We start from the raw sequence: 21,837 nt of genomic DNA, 5'->3' as shown, positions 1-21,837 counted from the left end.
AGCGCTCGTTCTCTTGGCAAGCGCGGCGGCAGTCAGGCCGGGGTGGTCAGGACGGCGCTGTAACCTGGCTGCAGCACGACTGTAATTTCTATACGCTGCGTGAAATTTACAAAGCTGATCGGTTGGGTGGCCGACTCCTGCCGTCGCAAGTGCCTCTTCAGCGACCTGTCCACGCTGTCACCTCGGTTCGGACAGCGATCACTTCAAAGCCTTGAGCAACACTTCATCGCCTTCGACATATTTGCGCAGATCTGCCTGACTGGAAAACTCGAACAGTGAATAGGTCAATTCACACCCGTCTTTCGGGGCATTGAGCGGGCTGCGCGGGCACGACAGTTCGATGCATTTGCGCACGCCGCTAAATACATGGGTTGCCGGTTGCTCATCCCAATGAAACGTGCCCTGGCTGTCGCCCTCAAGGGACAGGCCGATGGTTTCGGCTTTGCTGTAGGCTTCGTCCGGCGTGTCGGCTTCGACCAGAAAGACCTCTTCCCAGGCGGGAAAATACGGCTGCGTCGCTGCCTTGAATCTGATCTGCATAATCAAATGCATGGCATACCAGGTCATTTATTTTTGCCTTTGGGGAAGTTGGGAAGAAAGCGTCAACAAACGCGGGCAGCAGGAAAATCTCCGGCTCGGTCGGGGAGGTAAAGAAGGAGTGATCAAGCTATGCGTAGAGGGAATGAATAGTTTTTATTTTTCGAGATATATGGGGGCACGCAGGTAATTTACTATGCGTAGGACGCATAGATAAGGCTGATGCACCGCTCCGTCAAACCTGCTGTACCCGCGCCTTCTCAAGCAATTCGATCACTTCGGCATCGCTGGTCTGGGCGAAATTGGCGTAGTGCGGGCCGACTGCATAGAAAGGGTCGGGCATGGCCAGACATACCACCTCGTCGACGATATCGGGCAACAGTTCCAGCGCCGATTCCGCGGCCACCGGCACGGCCACCACCAGACTGCGCAGCTTGGCTTTGCTGAGTCCCAGTAAGGCCGCACGCATGGTGGCGCCAGTGGCGATGCCGTCATCGACCACGATCACCGTGCGATCGGTCAGATCGGGCAATTGGGTGGCGCCGTAGCGTTGGCGGCGGCGACGGATTTCCTCCAGTTCGCGCTGGCGGGTCTGTTCCAGATAGTCAGGCGGCAGGATCGCGGTGTCGGTGCTTTCGTTGATCAGGCATTGCGGCTCGGGCAGGTCGATCACCGCGCCCAGTGCCACTTCGGGCTGGCCCGGGTAGCCGATCTTGCGCACCAGCAATAGATCGAGCGGCGCTTGCAGCGCCTGGGCGACCTCGTAACCGACCGGCACACCGCCGCGCGGCAGGGCCAGCACCAGCGGCCGGTAGGCAGCATGGCGACGCAGGGCGATGGCCAGCCGGCGGCCGGCATCGCGGCGGTCGATAAACAGGGGGATCGATTTCATAAAGCCTCCTTGCCACGGCACTTACAGACCGAAAGGATAGGTGTCGGGCACGGCACTGTGGTCTTTGAGGGTGGGGAGCGGCGTGACCGCCGTGGTCTGGTCGAACCAGACATAGGCATCGAACTGCTCGGCCAGATTGGCTTCGAAATAGTGGCTCAGCAATTCGGTGCGCGGCCGGTACAGCACGCCGATGGCCCGCTCGAGCATCAGCGGGGTCAGCGCCTGGCGCAGCGATTCGCGTTCGGGTTGGCGCCAGTCGGTCAGCGAGGCGGCAAAGCCGGTATCGTGGAAGAGACGCTCGTAGCTGTCGTAGCGCGCCGGCCGGATCAACATCACTTCCATTTCCCCATCCCATTGCGAGGCCGCTGCCACCGTGCCACGGTCGGTGCCGAAACCGATGGCCACCGCCGCATGGTTGAAGCGCTTGCGGCACAGCTCGCCGATATTGGTCTGGCCGCGCCAGCCCATCCGGGTGGCGGCGGCGTTGCCGATATGCGAGTTGTGCGCCCAGACCACCGCCTTGGCCAGCGGTCGCAGCGTCATCAGCCGTTCGAGCGTGTCGAACATATGCTGGTCGCGCAGATTCCACGACGGGGTCGAGCCCTGATACATGATCCGGTAGTAACGCTCGGCCGCCTGGACGATCCGGGCATTCTGCGCCGCATCGTGGAAGGCTTCGCCATCCTGGCCCATATAGTCGAGTCGCTTGGCCAGCAGGGCATGGAGCTGGGCCACCGCTTCATCTTCGCAGGTGGCGTGGGTGCGGCCGAAGGCGGCCAGACCATAGCTGGCCGGGTCGGATTGCCACGGCATCAGGCAGTCATAGCGCTGCCGCGCGCGGGCCGCCTCGCTGGGGTCGATCCGCTCCAGGTATTCGAGCACGGCGTCGATCGAGTCGCTGAGGCTGTAGATATCGAGGCCACGGAACTCCACCCGCGATTCGGGCGCCAGCGGGGCGTTATGGGTGCGCAGCCAGCGGGCGAATTCGACGACTTCGCGGTTACGCCACATCCAGGACGGAAAGCGGGCCGGACCCCAGCCGGCAAACGCGGTCTGGCGATTGCGGATATAGGCATCGAAACGCGCCGCTTCAGGCCAGTCGGCCTCAACGGCTACGATATTGAAGCCATGCGCTTCGATCAGATAACGGGTGATCAGCGCCCGGGCACGGTAGAACTCGGAACTGCCATGGGTGGCCTCACCCAGCAGCACCACATGGGCATCGCCATAGCGGTCGAAACAGCGGCCGAAGCGTTCAATATCGTCAAGCGGCGGCAGCGGTTCGGCCGCCCGGCGCAACTCGTCGAGCAGCGCCGCCCGATCAAGGCCGGAGACCACGGGAGGTGACAAGGTCTGATTCATGGCGCCTCCTTGGGCGGATGCGTACGCTGCGCAGCACAATCAGGCAACGGCGTAATGAGCGAAAAAACCAGGTCTACCAGATACCCGTGGCAAGCCTCGCACCCGCTCGGCGCCCTCTGGAAATTCTCGTTTGCTGTTTGCGAAATTCTCGATAGGAGAAATGGCCGGAAGAAAGTCTCCCGGCCAGCGAGGGCGGGCGTCCATGGCGGGGCTGGCCCCGGTCGACGCCAGTTGGAACGTGAAGCGTGCTTACAGCGTTTCCACCGCCGCACACAGCATGGTCTTGATCTGTTCGACGATCTGCTTCTGGGTCGCGCGGTCGAACTCATAGACCGCAGGTGTATGGATATGCCCCACCGGCAGCTTCAAGCCCAGCCGGTCGCGCAGCAGCACGCTGCGGTAGCTGATCTCGTTCGAGAGATAAGTGCCGCCCGAGCCGGCAATCGCGATCTGACCCGCGAGCGCGGCCAGGCTTGGCGCTTCCTGCCAGCCCAGATTGCTCATCACCCAACGATTGTCGTTGACCACATAGGGCGTCTGGACCCGCTGCATCGCTTCGGCCGGCAGGCTGAATTCGACAAACTCGGGTCCGCCGAGCGGCGCACCCCGGTAGTTAAGCGGCAGTGGATCGCTTTCGCTGCCCTGGGTGACGCCTTCATTGTCGGGAAAGCTGCCTGAACTGCGCCGTCCGCCCGGGAAGCGCTCCAGATCGAACGCCCAGCGACCCATGCTGACGGTGGCGACCAGATCGGCGCGGTGGCTGCGCAGGATCGGGCTCAGGGTGTCCTCGATCAAACCCTGGTCGAAATCGCGAAAACGCACCGGCACGGCAAACGCCTCGATCCGGGCGCTGCGCTGGCCGCATTGCAGGCGCGCGCCATCGAGCGCCAGGGCGGTGATGCCCGATGGGTTCATCTGGGCCAGATTGCCGTCGAGTCCAAACGGATCAAAACCGCTGATCAACACGCGCTTGCTGCCTGGCTCGTCGAGCGCCAGATCGTCGATGCCACGGCTACTGCGCTCAAAGGCCGCCAGTGCCCGCTGGCGACCGGCCTCACTGAGCGGAAAGGCAAAGCTGCCGTTGCGCAGTTGACGGGTGATGGCCAGACGGGTCCAGTAAAGCGGTCGATCGTCATAGCTTCCCTCCTGCCGCTGCTTGCGCACAGCCGCCTGCCAAAGCTGCTGACCGTTCCAGGCCGCCTGCCGGATCAAACCGGCTTCATTGCCGGACTGGCGCAGGTTGTAGTAGATCCGGCCGCTCCAGCCATCAATCGTGGGCTTGAGATCGGGCAAGGCCGCCAGAGCTGCCTCAAGACGTTGTTCCTCGACCGTGGCGGGCGCGGCCAGGATGGACGAGCAGGCCAGCAGCACGGCGCTGAGAAGAAAAGGACGCATGGGAGGGTTTTCCGCAGAAAGGGTTGGAAGGAAATCAACCCGACCGGTCTGAACGCTGGTCAGGGCGCCATCATTCTGCCTGGGGCGCCGACATCCGCTATAGAAAAAAACCGGTGTGTAGTCTGTTGAAAATAAAATATTCGGTATCAGTGTTGCTGGATGCGGCAAGAGAAATTGTACAAAAAGAAAAATAACGCCTTTTGCCTGAAGGTGCGGGGGATGGGGGGTGAGGAGGAAATGGAGAGAGGTGGGGCAGGGGGAGGGAAGATTCAGAGCAGAAGATCCAGAACAAATAACAAATAAATATGAAAAATATCTGCTAGATATACGGCTGATAAATTAAATAAATAAAAATATTATCCGTCATTCTCAGCGTCACAAACACACCGCTGTATCAGTCCTCACCGACCTTGCCATCACCACCACGTCTCCCAAGTGACATCGCCATCCCAGATCCGTGGAGGTGGACACAACAGGCAGTCGGCAGTCGCTCATAAAAAAACGCCCCTGTTCGGGGCGTTTTGCTGCGGTAGTGGGCATGGCCGGTCGGTAGGTCATGCCCGTCGCTGAGCGGGCGAAACCGCGCTTAATAGGTACGGTTCTGAGTACCGGTATCGCTCGGTTGAACCGTGACGTTGCTGTCCTTGGCGAGTTTCTGCGCCATGGTCAGATGGTGCTGAAGCGCCGGCAGCGTGCGCTTGGCCCAGGTTTTCATCGTGGCGTTCTTGCCGCTGGCGGCCTGGAGCGAGAACAGACTCACGGCATCGGCGTGGGCCTTGACGGCAACATGTTCGATATAGGCCTTGTCGAAGTCGGCGCCGGTGAGGCCGCTCAGTTTCGACATCACGGCCGGATCGGGTTCATCGCCGGGCGGTTGCAGACCGGCCTTGCTGGCGGTGGCTTTGAGCTGGCCGGCAACCTTGGTGTGGTCCTTGATCATCTGGCGGGCGAAGGTCTTGACCTTTTCCGAGGCCGACAGGGCGACGGCCCGCTTGCTGGCCGCGATTTCCGTGGCGCCCGACATGCCGGCTTTCTGCACGAAGGTCTGATCGTCGATCGTCTCGGGCGGGTTGACCTGGCTGTTGGGCGGAGGCGTAGTGGTGGCAGGCGGCGGCGTGGTGTCGGCTGCCTGGGCGGGCAGGGCAAGCGTGAAGCACAAGCCCACAAACAGGCCAATGATGGGTTGCATGGATTTTCCTTATTCGGTGGGAGGGCAGGGGAAACGGATTTTCCTCTGCAAATCATATTCCCGCGCGGCAAAGCGCCTTTCTATGCCAGGCTGCCGTGTGGGATGCAGATTTTACTCAGAGCCAGATAATTCTTGCATCGACTCAGTTCGGTTTCGCCACCATCAGATAGAACACTGCCAGAAAGGCGAAAAAGGCCGGAAAACCCAGCGCCATCCAGGCGCGGAAATAGCGCCAGTAGGCCGGACTGAGCGGCTTTCCCGTGTCAGCGGCCTGCCTGGCCGTATCGCGCAGCCGCATCTGTAGCCATACCACTGGCAGCCAGCAGGCAATCGCAATCGCGTAGAGGATCACCGACCACAGCAGCCAGCGGCTTTCCAGGGTGAAGCCGACCAGATGCATCATCCACAGCCCGCTCAAGGGCTGGAAGATCGCGGTGGTCGCGGTGAACATCCAGTCGGCGACCACCACCCAGCGCGCCACCGCCGCCACCACGCGCGGATCGCGGTCGATGGTGGCAGTCAGCAGGTAGAACGCGGAACCGATGCCGGTTCCAAACAGCAAAGTCGACGACAGAATATGGAGCCATTTGGCGATCAGGTATTCCATCCAGTCCTCCAGACCTTATTCCTCCAGATCGTGCAATACCCATAGCACCGCCAGCATCGGCAGATTCTTGAGCAGCGGCCCATACGGGTGAAACCAGAACTCGGGCAGAAACAGGCTGATCGTCAGCGTATAGAACAGGATCAGGCCGATCTGCGCCTTATAGAGCAGTCGCCGGCGCGGCAGAAACAGCATGCCCAGCCCGAACAGCAGATCCAGCCCCGCCGCCCCATAAAGCGCCAGCGGTCCGGCGGCACCGCTGATGCCGGTTCGGGCCAGCAGTTCGAGGCTGTCGGTCACTGGATAGAAGAAGACCGACACCACCGCCGTCACGATCCATACCACTGCCAGACTGAGCCGCAGCATGGGCAGCAGCAAGTCGAGTTGCGCCGTCAAGCGGGCTGTTCGCACCTCGCGTGCCGCCACAAAGTTGGCGGGCGGACGCGGCGGATGGCCCAATACGGCGCTGATCGGTCCGGCATCGGCATGGTTGCCACGCTCCAGCATCGTCAAGGTGTCGCGATCGAGTAAGGCGCCCGGCAGCTTTTCGCCCAGCGTGGCCGCCAGATCGACTAGGGCATTCGGGACATTGATAAAGCACCCTCGCCCGAGGCCAAGCGCGCGCCGCAGTGTAGCGAGATAGTCGCGCAGGGTCAGCGCGGCGGGACCGACTGCGGCGAGCCGGCGCGGCGGCGCTGGCATCTCGAGCAGCTTCACCACGGTGGCGCACAGATCGTCGAGATGTATCGGTTGGAGCAATTGCCGGCCCTGGCCAGGCAGTGGAATCAGCGGCAAGGCTGCCAGTGCGTCGAACAGCCGGGCGCTGGTGCCGCCTGGGCCGTACACCAGCGACGGTTGCAGCACCGTGGCGGTGAGTGGCAGCGACAACAGGAAATCGTCGGCTTGTTGTTTGCTGAGATGGTAGCGACTGGTGGCAGCGGCATCGGCGCCCAGTGCCGAGATCTGCACCACCCTCGGTACCCCTGCTGCCACGCAAGCCGAGAACAGGGCGCAAGGCCCACGCTGATGCAGGTCGTCGAAATGCTGCCCTGGACTCTCGCGCAGGATGCCGACGGCGTTGACTACGGCATCGAAGCCCGCCAGCCGCGAGCGCCATACCGCGGGGTCGTGGTCGCGCGCGAAGTCGGCTTCGACCAGTCCTGTTCCTGCTGCCGGACGGCGCGCTGTGCCGACGACTTCATGGCCAGCGCTGTGTAATGCGGCTGCGATGGCGCCGCCCAGAAAACCGCTGCTGCCCACGATCAATATGCGCATAAGGATTCCGGGCAATGCCCGGCCTGTCGTTCAAGAAGGAGGTGACGGATCATGACGGCTCTCAAAACCAATAGCTGGAAAAACGCACTGGGCCATGCCCTGCTATCCGGCGGACTGGCCAGTCTTTGCTCGACGGCCGTGATCGCACTGCGCAGCCGGACCGATGCCGGTTCGCTGTTTTCCGGCACCAATGCCACCAGTCAATGGGTATGGGGTGAGCAAGCCTTGCACCGGCATGGGTTCAGCGCGCGACATACGCTGCTGGGCTATGCCATCCACCATGCCTGCTCGATCATGTGGGCCACGATCTATGAACGCTGGCTGGCGGCCAATCCAGCGGCCGACCCGACTGCGGTGCTCAAGCGGGCCGAGGCTGTCGCCGCCATGGCCTTCACCATCGACTACACCATTACCCCGCCGCGTTTCCGGCCCGGTTATGAAAAACACCTCAAGCCCGCGTCGATGACCGGCGTCTATGGCGCCTTTGCCTTCGGCCTGGCCCTGGCCACCTTATGGCGGCGGCGGATGTTGCCCAGCCGCTAGGTCGGCTCAATCTACTGTCCATTCGTCTTCAGGATGGCGTGGATTTTCGCCAATCCGCAAGGTGCTTGAGCCGCAGATCGCTGCCAGCACCATTGTCTTCGTTCTTCTAACAGCTCGTAACAGACCTGATGCTGGCTGGCAGCCTGTGGTCTGGTCCATCCGATGGATCCAGCGAATTTTTGGACGCCATTTCTAAAGAAAATTTCAATAAGGAACTGATCCAATGCGCCAGACGATTGCGGGCCTTGCGCTCGCCATGCTGTGGCTGAGTGGCTGCGGCGAGAACAACACCGAGTCCTATATTCCCACCCCGGGCGCCCCCGAGACGCCCAAGACCCGAGTGCTCGAAGCGGGCGCCAAGGTCTTGCAGGAGCGCCGGCCGCTGGAGGCGGTCAGTGCCTATCTCGACGGCTTTCATTTCTACAACGGCGATATGGATGGCCAGATGGAAGCCCACCATTACGTCACGGTTCTCAACGAAGACGTGATGCAGGCCGTGATCTACGACGGCAATACCAGGGACGCCAAGCTGATGGGGGTCGAATACATTATTAGCGAGCGGCTGTTCCTGGGCTTGCCTGAAGAAGAGAAGAAGCTGTGGCACAGCCACCGCTACGAGGTCAAATCTGGCTCGCTGGTGGCACCGGGCCTGCCGGAAGTGGCGGAAAAAGCCTTGATGGGCAAAATCGTCTCGACCTATGGCAAGACCTGGCACACCTGGCATACCGACCGCGATAAGGCGCTGCCGCTGGGCGTGCCTGCGCTGATGATGGGATTCACCAAGGACGGCCAACTCGACCCGCGCCTGCTGGCCGACCGCGACCGCCGCTTTGGCATCGATACGGCGGCAATCGCCCGGGGCCGGGCCAGTTTGCCCGAGCCCAAGGTGGTGAGCGGGGCCGATGCCTGGGAAAAGGGCGAAGTGATCCAGCTTGGCCGGGTGGCCGGCGCGGGTGAGCAGGGACGGGGAATTCATCATCCGGCGACGGCAACGGGTCCGGGCCAGTCCGAACTGGGCCAGAAGGGCGAGATCGGCAAACAGGGGCGCTGAGTGAATCCCTTTCCATGAAACACGTTTCGCCTGCAGTCTTGAGCGCACTGCCCGCTTTATTCAGCCATCGACCCGTCTCTCGGTCCTGACTGAACAGAGAGGAAAAAACAAAGCCATGAGTAATCATGGCTTTGTTTTTCGGCCGGCTCTGCCGTATCGGTCAGAAATATTCGGCGCGGATCAGATCGGTATGGAACGGGGTAATGCCCTGCTGAAGGCTGAACACGGTATCGGCTGCTGTGGGGCTATCGACGATCTGGCCACGTGCCTGGGCATGCAGGCGAAACAGCGTGTGCAGATCGGGGCGCGGCAGTTTGTGCATGGCCCGCAGCATCAGCGAGATGCCCGAGAGATTATTGTGGACGTTATTCCAGCCGACCTGACCGGTCAGACCTATATCGGTCCAGATGATCTGCCGCTCGCTGACATCAATGATGAACGGAATGCACATCCGGGTATCGGCAGCGAGGTCGATGCGGTTCTCGACGGTCCTGGGCTCGAAGACTTCCCCGGAAGCGACATCGATCCGGGCCATCCAACCGGCAAAGCATTCGGGCAGCTCGCAGTAGGGCTGTTCGGTATAGCTGTTGAGGGTGACGACGACGAAGCGGATCGAGCGCTGGCTCAGCCGATCGAGGTCCAGATCGATGAATTCGGCTGCGCCTTCGGGGGCATCGACGATATCGCCGCTATGGTGGCCGCCGTAGCCGCGCAGATTGTAGTAGGACACGGTATCGCGATAGTTGAACTGCTCATCGTAGAACACGGCGGACAGATCGATATCGGTGCGTTCCTTGCCGTTTTTCCACCACAGGAACAGTCGGATATAGCGTTCATGCTCAAACGGCAGGCGACTGCCGCGCACCAGGGTACGCAGGGCTTTCGAGGCCGAGCGTTGGGCCAGCGGGGCCATAAAGCCGCTGAGTGCGGGGTCCAGATAGCACCTGCCGAGCGGCGTCAGGCGCGAGAAACGTTCTTGCAGCACCAATTCGATCAGGGCGACGGTCCTGGCGGCCAGGTCGGGGGAAATGCCGCGGCGGCGGTCGGGGATGGCAAAGGCATTGGCCATATCGCCCTTCGGAAAGAAGGTGCGCAGCGCAACAGGCTGCTGGCGATGATGGAAATGCGCATGCATCTGTAGGAGCACCAGCGTGGAAATGGCCGGTGCAATCTCGGCAAAGCGGGTCAGCACGGTTTCGGGCTGATCGCTGTGACGCAGCAGCAGATCAAGCCGACGGCCCATTTCGCCTGGGCGCTGGCTCAGCGTGGCCGTGGCGCCGGCAAAGTCGGCAGCGGCCAGTTGGCGCTCGACCAGGGTGTTGAACGAGGTTGACGGCAGATCGTCGCGGATATGCCGGAATGCCGCATAGGTCTTCGGAAAACGCTCGGCGTAATCGCCCGGATGCAGGATTTCGCCGAGCCGTTTCCAGGCTTCGCGCTGGCGCCGCATGTCTTCCGTCGGGTCGGCACAGTTTTCCAGCAATTGCAGCACGGTGCGGCGCAGGCCGCGCTTCATCGGTCGAAAGCGGGTGGGTTCGGCCAGGGAAATATCGCCACCGCTCAGTGCCACCACCAGACGCAGTACGTCGGTGGCGGTCTTGTGGTGCCGGAACAGAAAGTCCAGGGTTTTGTCACCCGGCAGATGGGTCAGCAGGGCGCTGCTGCTCAGGGCCAGGTTTTCCCGGAACGAGAAGCTGGTCGGCAAGAGACGGAAGATATCGTCGCGGTAATGGCGGATAAACCAGACCAGATCGTCGCGGTCTTGCTTCGACAGCGAGGCACGGCCGCCGGCCAGTCGGGTAAAGATGGCCTCGAATTCCTCCAGGGTGCCGAGATCGACTTCTTTCGGGGCACGGCCATGGAGCAAGGGCGGGTGCTGCCTCGGGCTGGCAGGCTGACGTTTCAGGGTGCGGTAGTGCTCGATGGCGCTGAGATAGAGCTCTACTTCATCGGCCACCATGACCTGCTCGGGAAAGCCCGGAAACAGCGGGCCATATTGGCGATGGCCACCGGTCATGGTCTGTAGGTCCTCGCGCAGGTTGCGCAGAAACCAGGAAAGCGATTCAGGGGTGTGGGTCTGGAGTTGGGCGAACAGGGCGTCGGAGAAAACGTAGCCGTAGAGTTCGATTTCGCGCTGTAAGGTCGCCACTTGCTGGCGGGAGGCGCTGCCGTTGCCGGCTTTCAGATACAACTTGCCTTGACGGCGCAGGAATAGGGTATTCATCCGGCCAGCAGATCCAATAAGACAATAAAAAATCGATCACCAAGAAATAAACAAGCCCGCTTGAATGGCGGGCAGTGTGGAAAGCGGGAACCCTACGATGTCGATAAGAAGAGAAGGAAGGACTCCCATAGCCACGGCCGGCAAGATAATGGCAACTCGGCAGTTTGGCAAGTGGGACAGGGAAAAATTTTCAAGGTGGCTTTCACTTGATCCGTGGGTGAACGAGGACAGTCCGGAAAGCAAAAAATCCGCCGTATAGCCATCTGGCCGTCAGCTGGAAAAACTGGCCTGGGTACACGCCTTGCACCGTTGGCTGCGATCAATGGCAGTGGGTGAGTGGGAGGACAGTGTGCAGCCCGAACAGAAATGGCCCGACACGATATGGGTGGTGCGACACGGGCAAAGTGCCGGCAATGTGGCGCGCGATGCGGCGGAGGCGGCGCGCTTGGCCATGATCGATCTGGCTGAGCGCGATGTCGATGTTCCCTTGTCGCGGCTCGGGGAGTCGCAGGCACGGGCGCTCGGGCATTGGTTCGGTGAATTGCCCGAAGCGCAGCAGCCGAGCATCGTGCTTTGTTCGCCTTATCTGCGTGCCCGCCAAACCGCCGCCATGCTGTTGAGCGCGGCTGGTCTGACGCCATTGCGCTTTCATCAGGATGAGCGTCTGCGCGAGAAGGAATTCGGCATCCTCGACCGGCTGACCGTCCATGGCATCGCCGCCCAATATCCCGAACTGGCCGAGCAGCGCGCCCATGTCGGCAAATTCTATTTCCGCCCGCCCGGGGGCGAGAGCTGGTGCGACGTGATTCTGCGTCTGCGCAGCGTGATCGACACCATTACCCGCGAATATCGCGGCGAACGGGTGCTGATCGTGGCGCACCAGGTGATCGTCAACTGCTTCCGCTATCTGCTCGAACGGCTCGATGAACAGCAGATTCTGGCCATCGACCGCTTGGGCGATGTGCCCAATTGCGGGGTCACTTCCTATCGTTTCGATCCGACGGCCGGCCGTCACGGCAAGCTGGTGGCCGATCTGGTGAATTTCGTCGCGCCGCTGCGCGAAGGCGGGGCGCCGATCACGGTCGAGCCCGATCGCCCGGTGGCGGCCAAACCTTGATTTCTCGTCCAGAAAGCCTGCTGCCATGAGCCTGATGACCGAGCAAGCGCTCGATGCCGATAGCCTGCATCTGCAACCTCTGCCTGAATATGCCGCGCATGGCGACAAGGAAACCCGTGGTCATGTGCTGGTCATCGGTGGCGGCCCCGAAATGCCTGGTAGCGCCTGGCTTGCCGCCATGGCTGCACTGCGGGCCGGCGCTGGCAAACTCACCGTGGCCACCGGGGCCAGTTGCGCGCCGGCAGCAGCCTGTGCCTGGCCCGAGGCCCGGGTGATCGGGCTGCCCGAGTGCGGCGATGGCGGACTCGATGTGATTGGCCTGCAGCGACTCGAGCCGGTTATTGCCCGCGCCGACTGTGTCCTGGTCGGGCCGGGCATGCAGGATGAAGAGCGTACCCGCCATTTCGTCGCCGCCTTGCTGCCGTCACTGGCCAGTAAGCAGACCATTCTCGACGCCCGCGCCATGGATGCCCTGAGCGCGCCCGGCGTCGTACCGCTGGCCGGCGCGACGCTGTTGACGCCGCATGCCGGCGAATTGGCCCATCTGACCGGCTGGAGCAAGGAAGACATCCTGGCCCGGCCACGCGCACTGGCCCGGATGGCCGCCGAAGCCTGGCGGGCCATGGTGCTGCTCAAAGGGCCGATCAGCTATCTGGCCCTGCCCGATGGCCGCACCTGGTGTCATAACGGCCATCAGATCGGACTGGCCACCTCAGGCTCGGGCGATGTGCTGGCCGGCGTGGTAGCGGGGCTGGCTGCCGGTGGACTCGCGCTGGAGCAGGCTGCCGCCTGGGCGGTCAAGCTCCATGCGCTGGCGGGGGCCAGGCTGTCCAAACGGATGGGCGCCGTGGGCTATCTCGCCAGCGAGATTGCGGCAGAAATCCCTCCGGCGCTGCACGATCTACAACAGACCCAGACTTGTTGTGGATGCGGGCAGGAGTAACCCTCTCTCCAGCCCGTCCATGGCTTTCGGTACCGTGCAATCCCCTTTCACATCCCGATATAGATTTCCCTTCCGATTGGCGTCGACAATGCGCCAGCTTGCATCGGGTGCAGGTTGGCTTCCTTAGCCCATTTTTGTGTCCGCAATAAGCTGTAGCAAGGCATATATGCTGGGACAGCATGCTGCGTCATGATTGCTGGAGTCGGAGATGGAATGGTTTTTTGGACGACTCTTGTAAAGAGAATATTGCATGGGTTCTCTCTGCTGGTGTCAGCGTGCCTGGATGCCTCAAATAACAGCTCGACTTCTTCCTGTCTCCTGACGTTTCGCCTGCTGGCTCTCGTCCCACGGCACGCTGCCTGCTGTGAAGGGCATATCTGGCGGATTTCGCGGTTTTATCGTTGTTCGATAGCTGGCGCGATCCGTGGCAAAAGCCAATAAGGAGTCCAGCCATGGCGGATACAGTCAGCGATTTTCTGGTGCAGCGCCTGATCGATTGGGGAGTGCGACGGGTATTCGGTTATCCGGGCGACGGCATCAATGGGATTCTGGGGGCGTGCGACCGGGCCAGCGACGCCATTGAATTTGTCCAGGCGCGTCACGAGGAAATGGCGGCGTTTATGGCCGTCGGCCATGCCAAATTGACTGGCGAAGTGGGCGTCTGTCTGGCGACTTCAGGGCCGGGTGCCGTGCATCTGCTGAACGGCCTGTACGACGCCATGCTCGATCATCAGCCCGTGGTCGCCATCGTCGGTCAGCAGGCCCGTGCGGCCTTGGGCGGCGGTTATCAGCAGGAGATCGACCTGCAAAACCTGTTCAAGGACGTGGCGCACGAATATGTCCAGACCGTCACCACCCCCGAGCAGATGCGTCATGTGATCGATCAGGCCTTGCGGGTGGCATTGTCGCAGCGCTGCGTGACCTGCGTGATCGTGCCCAGCGATGTGCAGAAGCTGGCTGCCGTCGAGCCGCCGCGTGAACATGGCACGGTGCATTCGGGCATCGGCTGGCAGCCGCCCCGGGTGGTGCCGCGCAAGGAAGACCTGCAAAAAGCCGCCGACATTCTCAACGCCGGTCGTCGTATCGCCATTCTGGTCGGGGCGGGCGCCTCAGGTGCCGGTGACGAGGTGGTGGCGCTGGCCGATCTGTTGGGGGCAGGGGTCGCCAAGGCGCTGCTTGGGCGGGTGATCGTGGACGAGTCCCTACCGTTCGTCACCGGTTCGATCGGCCTGCTTGGCACCAAACCGAGTTGGGAAATGATGCAGCAGTGCGACACGCTTCTGATGATCGGTTCCAACTTTCCCTATTCCGAATATCTGCCCAAAGAGGGTCAGGCGCGCGGTATCCAGATCGAGATCGACCCGCGCCGGATCAATCTGCGCTATCCGATGGAAGTCGGCCTGGTCGGTGATGCCCGCGAGACGCTGCGTCTGCTGCTGCCGCTGTTGTGGCGCAAGGAGGCGCGTGACTGGCAGGAAGAGATCGCCGCCCAGGTGACCGAATGGTGGGCGCTGCTCGAGGACCGGGCCATGCGCACGGGACCTCGGCTCAATCCGCAGCGCGTGTTCTGGGAGCTGTCGGCCCGTCTGCCGTCCGATGCCGTGATTACTGTCGATACCGGTACCTGCACCAACTGGTATGCCCGTGATGTCAAAGTCAAGCCCGGCATGCTGGCTGCGGTGTCGGGCGGCTTGTCAACCATGGGGCCGGCCATTCCGTATGGCATCGCGGCCAAGTTCGCCTATCCGGACCGCCCGGTCGTCGCCCTGGTTGGCGACGGCGCCATGCAGATGAATGGCTGCGCCGAGCTGGTGACGCTGCTCAGGTATTGGCGCCGCTGGCGTGATCCGCGTTTTGTGGTGCTGGTGCTCAATAACCGCGACCTGGGCCATGTGACCTGGGAGCAACGGGTGCTTGAAGGCAACCCCAAATTCGAGGATTCGCAGACCTTGCCCGATTTTCCCTATGCCCGTTATGCCGAACTGCTTGGTTTCGAGGGCGTGGTGGTCGATACGCCCGACGCTGTGGCGCCGGCGTGGGAGCGGGCGTTCCGGGCCGAGCGTCCCGTATTGATCGAGGCGGTGGTCGATCCGCATGTGCCGCCGATACCGCCCCATCTGACCTTGGGTCAGATCAAGAACTTCACCTTATCGATGCTCAAGGGCGACCCCGATGCCGCGGCCGTGATTACCACCACCGTGCGCGAAACCCTGGTGCGGACGACTGGCCGTTGAGCGGAGCACAAAGATGGACTGGGCCGAGCTGTTCGTTTTCACCGTGCACCCGTTCGAGCTGATCGTGCGGGGCACGGCCATGTACTGGTTTCTGTTCGTGGTGTTCCGCACCTTGTTCCGGCGCGATATCGGCGCCGTCACGGTGGCCGACATGCTGGTGCTGATGCTGATCGCCGATGCCTCACAGAACGCCATGGCCGGCGAATACAAGTCGATCAGCGACGGCTGCGTGCTGGTGTTGAGCATCGTGAGCTGGAATCTGCTGATCGATTGGCTCAACTATCGCTTTCCCGCGATCCGCACCCTGCTGGAGCCACGCCCCTTGCCCTTGATCGTCAACGGCCGCTTATTGCACCGCAATATGCGCAAGGAATTCATCACCCTGGAAGAGCTGAAGGCCAAATTGCGTGAACACGGCATCGAAGACCTGGCCGAGGTCAAAAGCGCCTGTATGGAAAGCGATGGCGAGATCAGCGTGATCGAATTCGACACCCAAGATAAGCCGACCGACAACTCGGGTAAGCCTGAAGTGGTGCCGTAGAGCGGTTTTTGAATAATTAAATATTTGTGCCATATGCGTGCAATATATGGTGCTATATATAAGAAAAAATAAATATTCCTTCGATAAATCCTCTATGGGTCCAGCTCCACGCCGCTCAGGACACTCCAACTTCTCTCGCCCACCTCAGTGCTTCTCCCGTGACCGGCTCGATGAGCGATCGACGGGGCTGGCCGGGGAAAGATCGGGTGGTGTGTCGGGCGAGCTGTTGATGATATCGGCTTCGTCTCCAAGGTTGGCCTCGATCATGCGGTCGGTATCGACTGGCGGTGCTTGAGTCTGGTTGGGCGTGGCGGCAGGGTGGGGAGTGGGGGTTGGCATGATGGTGACCTCGGACGGGAGATGGATAGCTTGCAGCAAACGCCATTCTCGCCGGGGCCGGCTGGCATTGTGTTTGCCAACACTGTTGCCGGATGAGCAAAGGAGTGGCTGCCATGAATCCCAGTATGACGCTGACCGTGATGGTGCTGTTTGTTCTGCTGCCGATCTGGGTGGTGGCGGGTCTGGCTGACTGGCTGTGCCATCGTCTCAACGATCTGCCCGGCACCACCGGGCCGAAGGAATCCTTGCTCCATCTGCTGTTGCTGGTCGAGATGGGGGTGTTGCTGCTGGCTGTGCTGCTGTTTGAATTCCGCGCCATTGTCTTGCTGGTGGCGCTGCTGACCTTCCTGCTTCATGAAGCGACGACGATCTGGGATTTAAGCTATGCCTCGGCCAGACGACGGATTCCGCCGCTGGAGCAACATATCCACAGCGTGCTGGAGATGTTGCCGCTGGCCATCATCCTGGTTGGTGCTGCGCTCTATCCGGAGGCGGTGCTGGCTCTGGCTGACCGGACCGATCAACCGGGCCAGTTCGATCTGGTTCTGAAGGAGCAGCCGCTGCCTGCCTTCTATGTCACCACAGGCTTGGGCGTGGCGGGCATTCTGGCTTTTCTGCCCTATCTGGAAGAGTTGTGGCGCGCCTATCGTCATCGACTGCTGCAGAATCGGGCGCTACAGGCCAACCGGGCCTTTCTGCTGCATCAATGAGCCTGCCTGCGCTTTGGCAAATTCGGCTGGGCCAATGAAAAATCTACAGCCCATCACCGCCTGTTCCGCTCAGCGGGCCTCTGTGTTCAGCACAGCTTGTCTGGCACTGCCATCCTGGACACGCCGAGCCATGGGTATCGGTCTCGGCGGCCAGCCTTCGCCTCCGGCAAGCGTCCTCGCCCACTGAGACCGCCATCGGGCCAAGGCATACGGTTTGCCCCTTTGCTCGCGCTGTGTCCGTTTTCGGATCAGCTTCGCGTGGAAAGGAACCTGCGTTGTCGTTTGATCCCTTTATCCTGTCTCGGCTGCAATTTGCGGCCAATATCAGCTTCCATATCCTGTTTCCCACCATCACGATCGGCCTGGCTTGGGTGCTGGTGTATTTCAAGCTGCGCTACCGTCACAGCGGCGAAGAACGCTGGATGCTTGCCTATGGCTTCTGGGTCAAGGTCTTTGCGCTCAGCTTCGGTCTGGGGGTGGTGAGCGGTGTCACCATGAGTTTCCAGTTCGGCACCAACTGGCCAGGTTTTATGGACTTCGCCGGCAATATCGCCGGGCCATTGCTCGCTTATGAAGTGCTGACGGCCTTTTTTCTGGAGGCCACGTTTCTTGGCATCATGCTGTTCGGCAGCCGGCGGGTCAGCCCGGCGGTACATACCGGGGCCACGATCCTGGTGGCTGTCGGCACCACGCTGTCGGCGTTCTGGATTCTGGCGCTCAATTCCTGGATGCAGACCCCGGCTGGTTATGCCCTGATCGATGGTCGGCTGCATGGGGTGGACTGGCTGGCGGTGATCTTCAATCCCTCGTTTCCCTACCGGCTGGTCCATACGCTGATCGCCTCGGGCCTGACCGTGGCGTTCTTGCTGGCCGGTATATCGGCCTATCGCTGGCTGCGCGGCGACCGTTGCCTGGAAATGGCAGCAGGGCTGCGCACGGGGGTTTATCTGGCAGCGATGCTGATTCCGCTCCAGATCATCGCGGGCGACCTGCATGGTCTCAATACCCTGCGCCATCAGCCCGCCAAGATTGCCGCAATGGAAGGCATCTGGACCACCGGTCGCGGTGTTCCCGCCGTGCTGTTCGGCTGGCCCGACGAGATCGAGAAGAAGACCTACGGTGAAGTGGCCATTCCCCGGCTCGGCTCTTTCTATCTGACCCATGATTTCGAAGGCGAGGTGCAGGGCATCGATGCCTTTCCCGACCTGCATCCACCGGTTCTGCCGGTATTTCTGGCCTTTAGGGTGATGGTGGGCACGGGCGTGCTGATGCTGCTGGTGTCGTGGCTGGCGGCCTGGAACCTGATCCGACGCGCCAGTCTGCCCACCTGGCTGGCCCGGGTGCTGGTGGCGATGACCTTTTCCGGCTGGATTGCCCTGCTGGCCGGTTGGTATGTGACCGAGATCGGCCGTCAGCCCTGGCTGATTTCGGGTCTGCTGCTGACGCGCGATGCCGTGTCCAACGTGCCCGGCGAGATGGTCGGCCTGTCGCTTGCCGGCTATGTTGGTCTCTACGGCTTCCTGCTGCTTTCCTATATCTCCGTGCTGTTCTATCTGGCGCGCCGGGCGAGCGACTATCCGCCGCCTGCCGAGCCACCGGCGGCTGAGACGCCGCAACCGCTTATTCCCGACGATTCCAAGGAGCCCCGACATGGTTGACTACTCACAGCCGACTGGCTGGATGCCCCTGGTTTTCATGATGCTGATGGGACTGGCGATGCTGGTCTATGTGGTGCTCGATGGCTATGACCTTGGCGTCGGCGTCTTGCTGCGGCGGGCGGGACCGGAAGAGCAGGACATGATGATTGCCTCGATCGGTCCCTTTTGGGATGCCAATGAAACCTGGCTGGTGCTGGGGGTCGGGGTGCTGCTGAGTGCCTTTCCGCTGGCGCACGGGATGATACTGAGCGCGCTCTATCTGCCGGTGGCGCTGATGTTGACCGGTCTGATCCTGCGTGGCGTGGCCTTCGATTTCCGGGTCAAGGCGCGCGATCAACATAAACCGTGGTGGAACCGGGCTTTCTACGCCGGCTCCGTGCTGGCCGGTTTCTCGCAAGGGTTGATGCTTGGGCTGTATATCACCGGTTTTGGCCGCGATATCTGGAGCTATCTGTTCGCCGCCTTTGTCGGACTGGCACTGCTGGCGGGCTACACGCTGCTGGGCGCCTGTTGGCTGCTGATCAAGACCACCGGTGCGCTACAACGCCGGGCGGTCAATTGGGCGCGTGGCAGTCTGTGGCTGACCGCGCTTGGCGTGGCGGCGATTTCGCTGGTGACGCCGCTGGTGAGCGACCAGATATTCGAGAAGTGGTTTGCGCTGCCCAATATGTTGCTGCTTGCACCCATTCCGCTGGCAACCGTGGCGCTTCTGGTGATGGGCGAGCTGTTGTTGCGGCGCCTGCCCGAGCGGCTCGGGCTGGGCGATGAGCGGGATATCTGGAAGCCATTTGCCTGTATCGCCGGGGTATTTGTGCTGGCGTTCTGCGGATTGGCCTACAGCCTGTTCCCTTTTCTGGTGGTCGATAAGCTGACCATCTGGCAAGCCGCCAGCGCACCGGCCTCGCTGGGATTTATGTTGGTGGGAATTGCCGTGGTATTGCCTTGCATCGTGTTCTACACCATCTTTTCCTATCGGGTGTTCTGGGGAAAAGCCGAACCGTTGGGGTACGAATAAGGGGGGAGGGCAAGGTGGAAAGACGAATGGGTGTTTTATTCACGGCGAATTCAATTTTGAAGTGCAACACTGGCCTTCAAGCGGTTGATGTGCTCCTGAAATACTTCTTCCGGAGTGCGAAAGCCAAGATATTTCCGAGGCCTGGTATTGAGGCTACGCGCAATGTCGTTGAGGTAGGTTTGAGAGAAAACCGACAGGTCGATGCCCTTGGGCAGGTACTCGCGAATGAAGCCATTTATGTTTTCGTTGCTGGGCCGCTGCCAAGGGCTATGCGGGTCAGCGAAATACACCTGAATCTTGAGTCTGCGGGCCAATTCAGCATGATGGGCCATCTCTTTGCCCTGATCGTAGGTCAGCGTCTTGCGGACGCTGGCTGGCACATGGCGAAGTCGTCGGGTAAAGGCTGGGCATGACCTCGGTGTGGACGCTCAATTCCAAGCTGGTCAATCACTCCTTCCATATTCATGTCAACCCGTTCCAAATGATGCGCAAGGACTCACGCGGTCGTGATCAGGTGGTGTGGCGCGATACCTTGATGGTCAAGCAGGACGAGCCGGTGGAGATCTACAGCCCCTACGAGGACTATATCGGCCGGTTCGTTCTGCACGGCCATATCCTCGACCATGAGGACCAGGGCATGATGCAACTGGTCGAAATCGAACCCGAAGGCGGCTCGGCCCATGCCCCTCACGGAGGCGCCAGGTGATGACTCTCCGTCTATGGGTGATGGGGCTGCTGCTGGGGATCACGGGCTGTGCCACCCGCCAGCCGGCGGCGCCCGCTACGGTCGCCATGGCGGCGCCTGCCTCGGTCTCGGCACCACCGGTCAAACGGCTATTGCGGCGCAATATCGACGATCTGTCGGCGCAGGAATTGGCGGCCTACGAACATGCCGTGGCCATGATGCGGCACAAGAGTCAGGCCAATCCGTTCGATCGGCAGGGCTTTACCTGGCAAGCCTGAGTGCATAACTGTCCCTCGGTATGGGTGACGCCCGATCACTTGCCCGATCCGGTCAACCGGGCTGCCAACGAGCAGTGCGCCATGACGCAGCATCAGGCGCCTCGGCCTGACTATCACCTGGAATATCCGGGAATGTGCGAACACGGCAAGGACCTGTTCCTGCCCTGGCACAGTTCTACTACTACGAGAAGGCGCTGCAAGCGGCTGATCCCGACGGACGCTATGGGCCCAGTACGGCCAATGTGACGGTGCCGTACTGGAATTTCAGTCAGCCTCCTTCGGGTAAGCGCTATCCCAGGGCGTTCGAGAATCCGGCCTCGCCGCTCTATCACGTCAAGCGCAACCATGAGCCGGTCGATAGCCGCTTCCCCTATACCTCGCCCTATCTGCTCGCCTTCAGCCCAGGGCCGCGGCACCCCATCCGATGCCGCCGCCCAGTACGGGACGCCACCACCGGCGCACCAGGGGCTGCCTGATGAGCAGATCGCCCTGTTCAAGCCATGGATCGCGGCCGGGATGCCGGAACGGGCTGAGCTTGTGGCGGCCCCGGGCGCGACAAGGTAGAAAAGGGCGTAAATATTTCTAAATATTTTTCTTGTGGCTAAAAATCTTGCAGTGATTTTGCCAATAATTTTAATTATTGAGGCGTAATACAGTTGATGTGCGGATCGACGCTTTCGATGGGAATGGTGCTGGTCAGGGTTTCGATATCGCCGCCCGAGTAGACATCGAGCTGGATGGCGGCGGCGACCGCCTTGACCGCATCGGCCCCGACCGCCATGGCGCCCATGGCGAAGTTGCGGCCCGAGCCGATGGCGCGAAAGCCCTCAAGTACCGGCAACAGCACCAACTTGTCTTCGATGGTGTAGGCATGGCCGTTGGGACAGATCAATAAGGCGACAAAGCTCGACGAAACTGCCGGTTTGGGACTTTTCTCGCCACCATTGAGCCAGTCATAGACGGCGCGGCCGTCCTGAATCTCACCGCTGAAAGCGTAGATCCGGCCATCTTGCAGTCGGTGCAGTTTCTTGGTCCGTGAGCGCAGGCCGCTGTTATTGGCCTGGGTGTCGGCGGCAACGGTGGTGCCATCCCATGCAACGGTCGTCATTTTCTTATCCTCCTTGTTTGGACGTTCCGTTGCGAGGCAATTCCTATTCCTGAATTACCCAGGCCATAGCGGGCTGATATGGCTGAGCTTGTCTGAATATCTTGCTCTTCTGGTAACTCTTTCAATCGCGACGGTGC

General features: G+C 61.2%; 22 protein-coding genes and 1 pseudogene. 12 read left to right on the top strand and 11 right to left on the bottom strand.

Annotation, left to right across the window (positions count from 1 at the left end; translation table 11 throughout):
- Positions 1–198: 198 nt before the first annotated feature.
- From ACFOW7_RS04975 to ACFOW7_RS04945, 7 genes are all read right to left on the bottom strand, one after another.
- Entirely contained in the window at positions 199–567 is a 369-nt protein-coding gene (locus ACFOW7_RS04975) for a DUF4288 domain-containing protein (protein ID WP_378161687.1), read from the bottom strand.
- 205 nt (positions 568–772) lie between these two features.
- A complete protein-coding gene (locus ACFOW7_RS04970) occupies positions 773–1,429 on the bottom strand; it encodes a phosphoribosyltransferase (RefSeq protein ID WP_378161685.1) in 657 nt (218 codons plus the stop codon).
- Between the two features lie 21 nt (positions 1,430–1,450).
- On the bottom strand, positions 1,451–2,791 hold the full coding sequence (locus ACFOW7_RS04965) for an erythromycin esterase family protein (RefSeq protein ID WP_378161683.1): 1,341 nt from the start codon (positions 2,789–2,791) through the stop codon (positions 1,451–1,453).
- A 249-nt stretch (positions 2,792–3,040) separates the two neighbouring features.
- Positions 3,041–4,186, bottom strand: coding sequence for a hypothetical protein (locus ACFOW7_RS04960; RefSeq protein ID WP_378161681.1), 1,146 nt, complete (start codon positions 4,184–4,186; stop codon positions 3,041–3,043).
- 586 nt (positions 4,187–4,772) lie between these two features.
- Positions 4,773–5,375 (bottom strand): DUF4142 domain-containing protein, encoded by a 603-nt coding sequence (locus ACFOW7_RS04955; protein WP_378161679.1) that lies wholly within the window; start codon positions 5,373–5,375, stop codon positions 4,773–4,775.
- A gap of 142 nt (positions 5,376–5,517) precedes the next feature.
- Complete coding sequence (locus ACFOW7_RS04950; protein WP_378161676.1) at positions 5,518–5,982, bottom strand: DUF2269 family protein; 465 nt, start codon at positions 5,980–5,982, stop codon at positions 5,518–5,520.
- Positions 5,983–5,997: 15 nt separating this feature from the next.
- Positions 5,998–7,254 carry an SDR family oxidoreductase gene (locus ACFOW7_RS04945; protein ID WP_378161673.1) on the bottom strand — a complete coding sequence of 419 codons (1,257 nt, stop codon included), beginning with the start codon at positions 7,252–7,254 and terminating at the stop codon, positions 5,998–6,000.
- 51 nt (positions 7,255–7,305) lie between these two features.
- On the opposite strand from ACFOW7_RS04945, the gene ACFOW7_RS04940 reads away from it, so the two are divergent.
- Together ACFOW7_RS04940 and ACFOW7_RS04935 are read left to right on the top strand one after the other, a co-directional pair.
- The gene (locus ACFOW7_RS04940) at positions 7,306–7,797 is read left to right on the top strand and encodes a hypothetical protein (protein ID WP_378161671.1); all 492 of its coding nucleotides are present in this window, start codon (positions 7,306–7,308) and stop codon (positions 7,795–7,797) included.
- Between the two features lie 223 nt (positions 7,798–8,020).
- Positions 8,021–8,848: an OBAP family protein gene (locus ACFOW7_RS04935; protein WP_378161669.1), complete on the top strand. Its 828-nt coding sequence runs from the start codon at positions 8,021–8,023 to the stop codon at positions 8,846–8,848.
- Positions 8,849–9,008: 160 nt separating this feature from the next.
- On the opposite strand, the gene ACFOW7_RS04930 is transcribed toward ACFOW7_RS04935, so the two are convergent.
- A complete protein-coding gene (locus ACFOW7_RS04930; protein ID WP_378161667.1) occupies positions 9,009–11,072 on the bottom strand; it encodes a TerD family protein in 2,064 nt (687 codons plus the stop codon).
- Positions 11,073–11,421: 349 nt separating this feature from the next.
- Between ACFOW7_RS04930 and ACFOW7_RS04925 the strand changes: the two genes are divergently transcribed.
- The 4 genes from ACFOW7_RS04925 (at position 11,422) to ACFOW7_RS04910 (ending at position 15,907) form a co-directional block, all read left to right on the top strand.
- A complete protein-coding gene (locus ACFOW7_RS04925) occupies positions 11,422–12,189 on the top strand; it encodes a histidine phosphatase family protein (RefSeq protein ID WP_378161665.1) in 768 nt (255 codons plus the stop codon).
- A gap of 25 nt (positions 12,190–12,214) precedes the next feature.
- The gene (locus ACFOW7_RS04920; RefSeq protein ID WP_378161663.1) at positions 12,215–13,132 is read left to right on the top strand and encodes an NAD(P)H-hydrate dehydratase; all 918 of its coding nucleotides are present in this window, start codon (positions 12,215–12,217) and stop codon (positions 13,130–13,132) included.
- Between the two features lie 452 nt (positions 13,133–13,584).
- Positions 13,585–15,366 (top strand): thiamine pyrophosphate-requiring protein, encoded by a 1,782-nt coding sequence (locus ACFOW7_RS04915; RefSeq protein WP_378161661.1) that lies wholly within the window; start codon positions 13,585–13,587, stop codon positions 15,364–15,366.
- Positions 15,367–15,379: 13 nt separating this feature from the next.
- Positions 15,380–15,907, top strand: a complete 528-nt coding sequence (locus ACFOW7_RS04910) for a DUF421 domain-containing protein (protein WP_378161659.1) — start codon at positions 15,380–15,382, stop codon at positions 15,905–15,907.
- Positions 15,908–16,051: 144 nt separating this feature from the next.
- Here ACFOW7_RS04910 and ACFOW7_RS04905 read toward each other — a convergent pair whose 3' ends face one another.
- Positions 16,052–16,246, bottom strand: coding sequence for a hypothetical protein (locus ACFOW7_RS04905; RefSeq protein ID WP_378161657.1), 195 nt, complete (start codon positions 16,244–16,246; stop codon positions 16,052–16,054).
- 113 nt (positions 16,247–16,359) lie between these two features.
- Here ACFOW7_RS04905 and ACFOW7_RS04900 point away from each other — a divergent pair, with 113 nt between their 5' ends.
- The 3 genes from ACFOW7_RS04900 to ACFOW7_RS04890 all read left to right on the top strand — a co-directional run bounded on the left by ACFOW7_RS04900 (position 16,360) and on the right by ACFOW7_RS04890 (position 19,629).
- Positions 16,360–16,956, top strand: a complete 597-nt coding sequence (locus ACFOW7_RS04900; RefSeq protein ID WP_378161655.1) for a hypothetical protein — start codon at positions 16,360–16,362, stop codon at positions 16,954–16,956.
- 275 nt (positions 16,957–17,231) lie between these two features.
- A complete protein-coding gene (locus ACFOW7_RS04895) occupies positions 17,232–18,614 on the top strand; it encodes a cytochrome ubiquinol oxidase subunit I (RefSeq protein ID WP_378161653.1) in 1,383 nt (460 codons plus the stop codon).
- Positions 18,607–19,629 carry a cytochrome d ubiquinol oxidase subunit II gene (locus ACFOW7_RS04890; RefSeq protein WP_378161651.1) on the top strand — a complete coding sequence of 341 codons (1,023 nt, stop codon included), beginning with the start codon at positions 18,607–18,609 and terminating at the stop codon, positions 19,627–19,629. The genes ACFOW7_RS04895 and ACFOW7_RS04890 overlap by 8 nt, the downstream gene beginning before the upstream one ends.
- Positions 19,630–19,679: 50 nt before the next feature.
- Here the strand turns inward: ACFOW7_RS04890 and ACFOW7_RS04885 are convergent.
- Positions 19,680–20,030, bottom strand: a pseudogene (locus tag ACFOW7_RS04885) (IS30 family transposase); the annotation flags it as partial.
- 8 nt (positions 20,031–20,038) lie between these two features.
- Between ACFOW7_RS04885 and ACFOW7_RS04880 the strand changes: the two are divergent.
- The 3 genes from ACFOW7_RS04880 to ACFOW7_RS04870 all read left to right on the top strand — a co-directional run bounded on the left by ACFOW7_RS04880 (position 20,039) and on the right by ACFOW7_RS04870 (position 21,068).
- A complete protein-coding gene (locus ACFOW7_RS04880) occupies positions 20,039–20,335 on the top strand; it encodes a multicopper oxidase domain-containing protein (protein ID WP_378161650.1) in 297 nt (98 codons plus the stop codon).
- Positions 20,332–20,592: a hypothetical protein gene (locus ACFOW7_RS04875; RefSeq protein WP_378161648.1), complete on the top strand. Its 261-nt coding sequence runs from the start codon at positions 20,332–20,334 to the stop codon at positions 20,590–20,592. Before ACFOW7_RS04880 ends, ACFOW7_RS04875 begins: the two co-directional genes overlap by 4 nt.
- Before the next feature lie 134 nt (positions 20,593–20,726).
- The gene (locus ACFOW7_RS04870; protein WP_378161646.1) at positions 20,727–21,068 is read left to right on the top strand and encodes a hypothetical protein; all 342 of its coding nucleotides are present in this window, start codon (positions 20,727–20,729) and stop codon (positions 21,066–21,068) included.
- Positions 21,069–21,229: 161 nt separating this feature from the next.
- On the opposite strand, the gene ACFOW7_RS04865 is transcribed toward ACFOW7_RS04870, so the two are convergent.
- Entirely contained in the window at positions 21,230–21,700 is a 471-nt protein-coding gene (locus ACFOW7_RS04865; protein WP_378161643.1) for a hypothetical protein, read from the bottom strand.
- Positions 21,701–21,837: the final 137 nt, after the last annotated feature.

The organism is Chitinimonas lacunae, assembly GCF_042650885.1.
GTDB classification, from domain to species: domain Bacteria; phylum Pseudomonadota; class Gammaproteobacteria; order Burkholderiales; family Chitinimonadaceae; genus Chitinimonas_A; species Chitinimonas_A lacunae.
This window is presented reverse-complemented; position numbering and strand designations above follow the sequence as displayed.

Excerpts from the sequence above, each read along its gene's own strand:
- ACFOW7_RS04965 (WP_378161683.1), bottom strand. The coding sequence starts at position 2,791 with ATGAATCAGACCTTGTCACCTCCCGTGGTCTCCGGCCTTGATCGGGCG.
- ACFOW7_RS04960 (WP_378161681.1), bottom strand. The coding sequence starts at position 4,186 with ATGCGTCCTTTTCTTCTCAGCGCCGTGCTGCTGGCCTGCTCGTCCATC.
- ACFOW7_RS04970 (WP_378161685.1), bottom strand. The coding sequence starts at position 1,429 with ATGAAATCGATCCCCCTGTTTATCGACCGCCGCGATGCCGGCCGCCGG.
- ACFOW7_RS04880 (WP_378161650.1), top strand. The coding sequence starts at position 20,039 with ATGACCTCGGTGTGGACGCTCAATTCCAAGCTGGTCAATCACTCCTTC.
- ACFOW7_RS04940 (WP_378161671.1), top strand. The coding sequence starts at position 7,306 with ATGACGGCTCTCAAAACCAATAGCTGGAAAAACGCACTGGGCCATGCC.
- ACFOW7_RS04955 (WP_378161679.1), bottom strand. The coding sequence starts at position 5,375 with ATGCAACCCATCATTGGCCTGTTTGTGGGCTTGTGCTTCACGCTTGCC.
- ACFOW7_RS04945 (WP_378161673.1), bottom strand. The coding sequence starts at position 7,254 with ATGCGCATATTGATCGTGGGCAGCAGCGGTTTTCTGGGCGGCGCCATC.
- ACFOW7_RS04910 (WP_378161659.1), top strand. The coding sequence starts at position 15,380 with ATGGACTGGGCCGAGCTGTTCGTTTTCACCGTGCACCCGTTCGAGCTG.
- ACFOW7_RS04905 (WP_378161657.1), bottom strand. The coding sequence starts at position 16,246 with ATGCCAACCCCCACTCCCCACCCTGCCGCCACGCCCAACCAGACTCAA.
- ACFOW7_RS04930 (WP_378161667.1), bottom strand. The coding sequence starts at position 11,072 with ATGAATACCCTATTCCTGCGCCGTCAAGGCAAGTTGTATCTGAAAGCC.
- ACFOW7_RS04915 (WP_378161661.1), top strand. The coding sequence starts at position 13,585 with ATGGCGGATACAGTCAGCGATTTTCTGGTGCAGCGCCTGATCGATTGG.
- ACFOW7_RS04900 (WP_378161655.1), top strand. The coding sequence starts at position 16,360 with ATGAATCCCAGTATGACGCTGACCGTGATGGTGCTGTTTGTTCTGCTG.
- ACFOW7_RS04890 (WP_378161651.1), top strand. The coding sequence starts at position 18,607 with ATGGTTGACTACTCACAGCCGACTGGCTGGATGCCCCTGGTTTTCATG.
- ACFOW7_RS04920 (WP_378161663.1), top strand. The coding sequence starts at position 12,215 with ATGAGCCTGATGACCGAGCAAGCGCTCGATGCCGATAGCCTGCATCTG.
- ACFOW7_RS04865 (WP_378161643.1), bottom strand. The coding sequence starts at position 21,700 with ATGACGACCGTTGCATGGGATGGCACCACCGTTGCCGCCGACACCCAG.
- ACFOW7_RS04975 (WP_378161687.1), bottom strand. The coding sequence starts at position 567 with ATGACCTGGTATGCCATGCATTTGATTATGCAGATCAGATTCAAGGCA.
- ACFOW7_RS04935 (WP_378161669.1), top strand. The coding sequence starts at position 8,021 with ATGCGCCAGACGATTGCGGGCCTTGCGCTCGCCATGCTGTGGCTGAGT.
- ACFOW7_RS04950 (WP_378161676.1), bottom strand. The coding sequence starts at position 5,982 with ATGGAATACCTGATCGCCAAATGGCTCCATATTCTGTCGTCGACTTTG.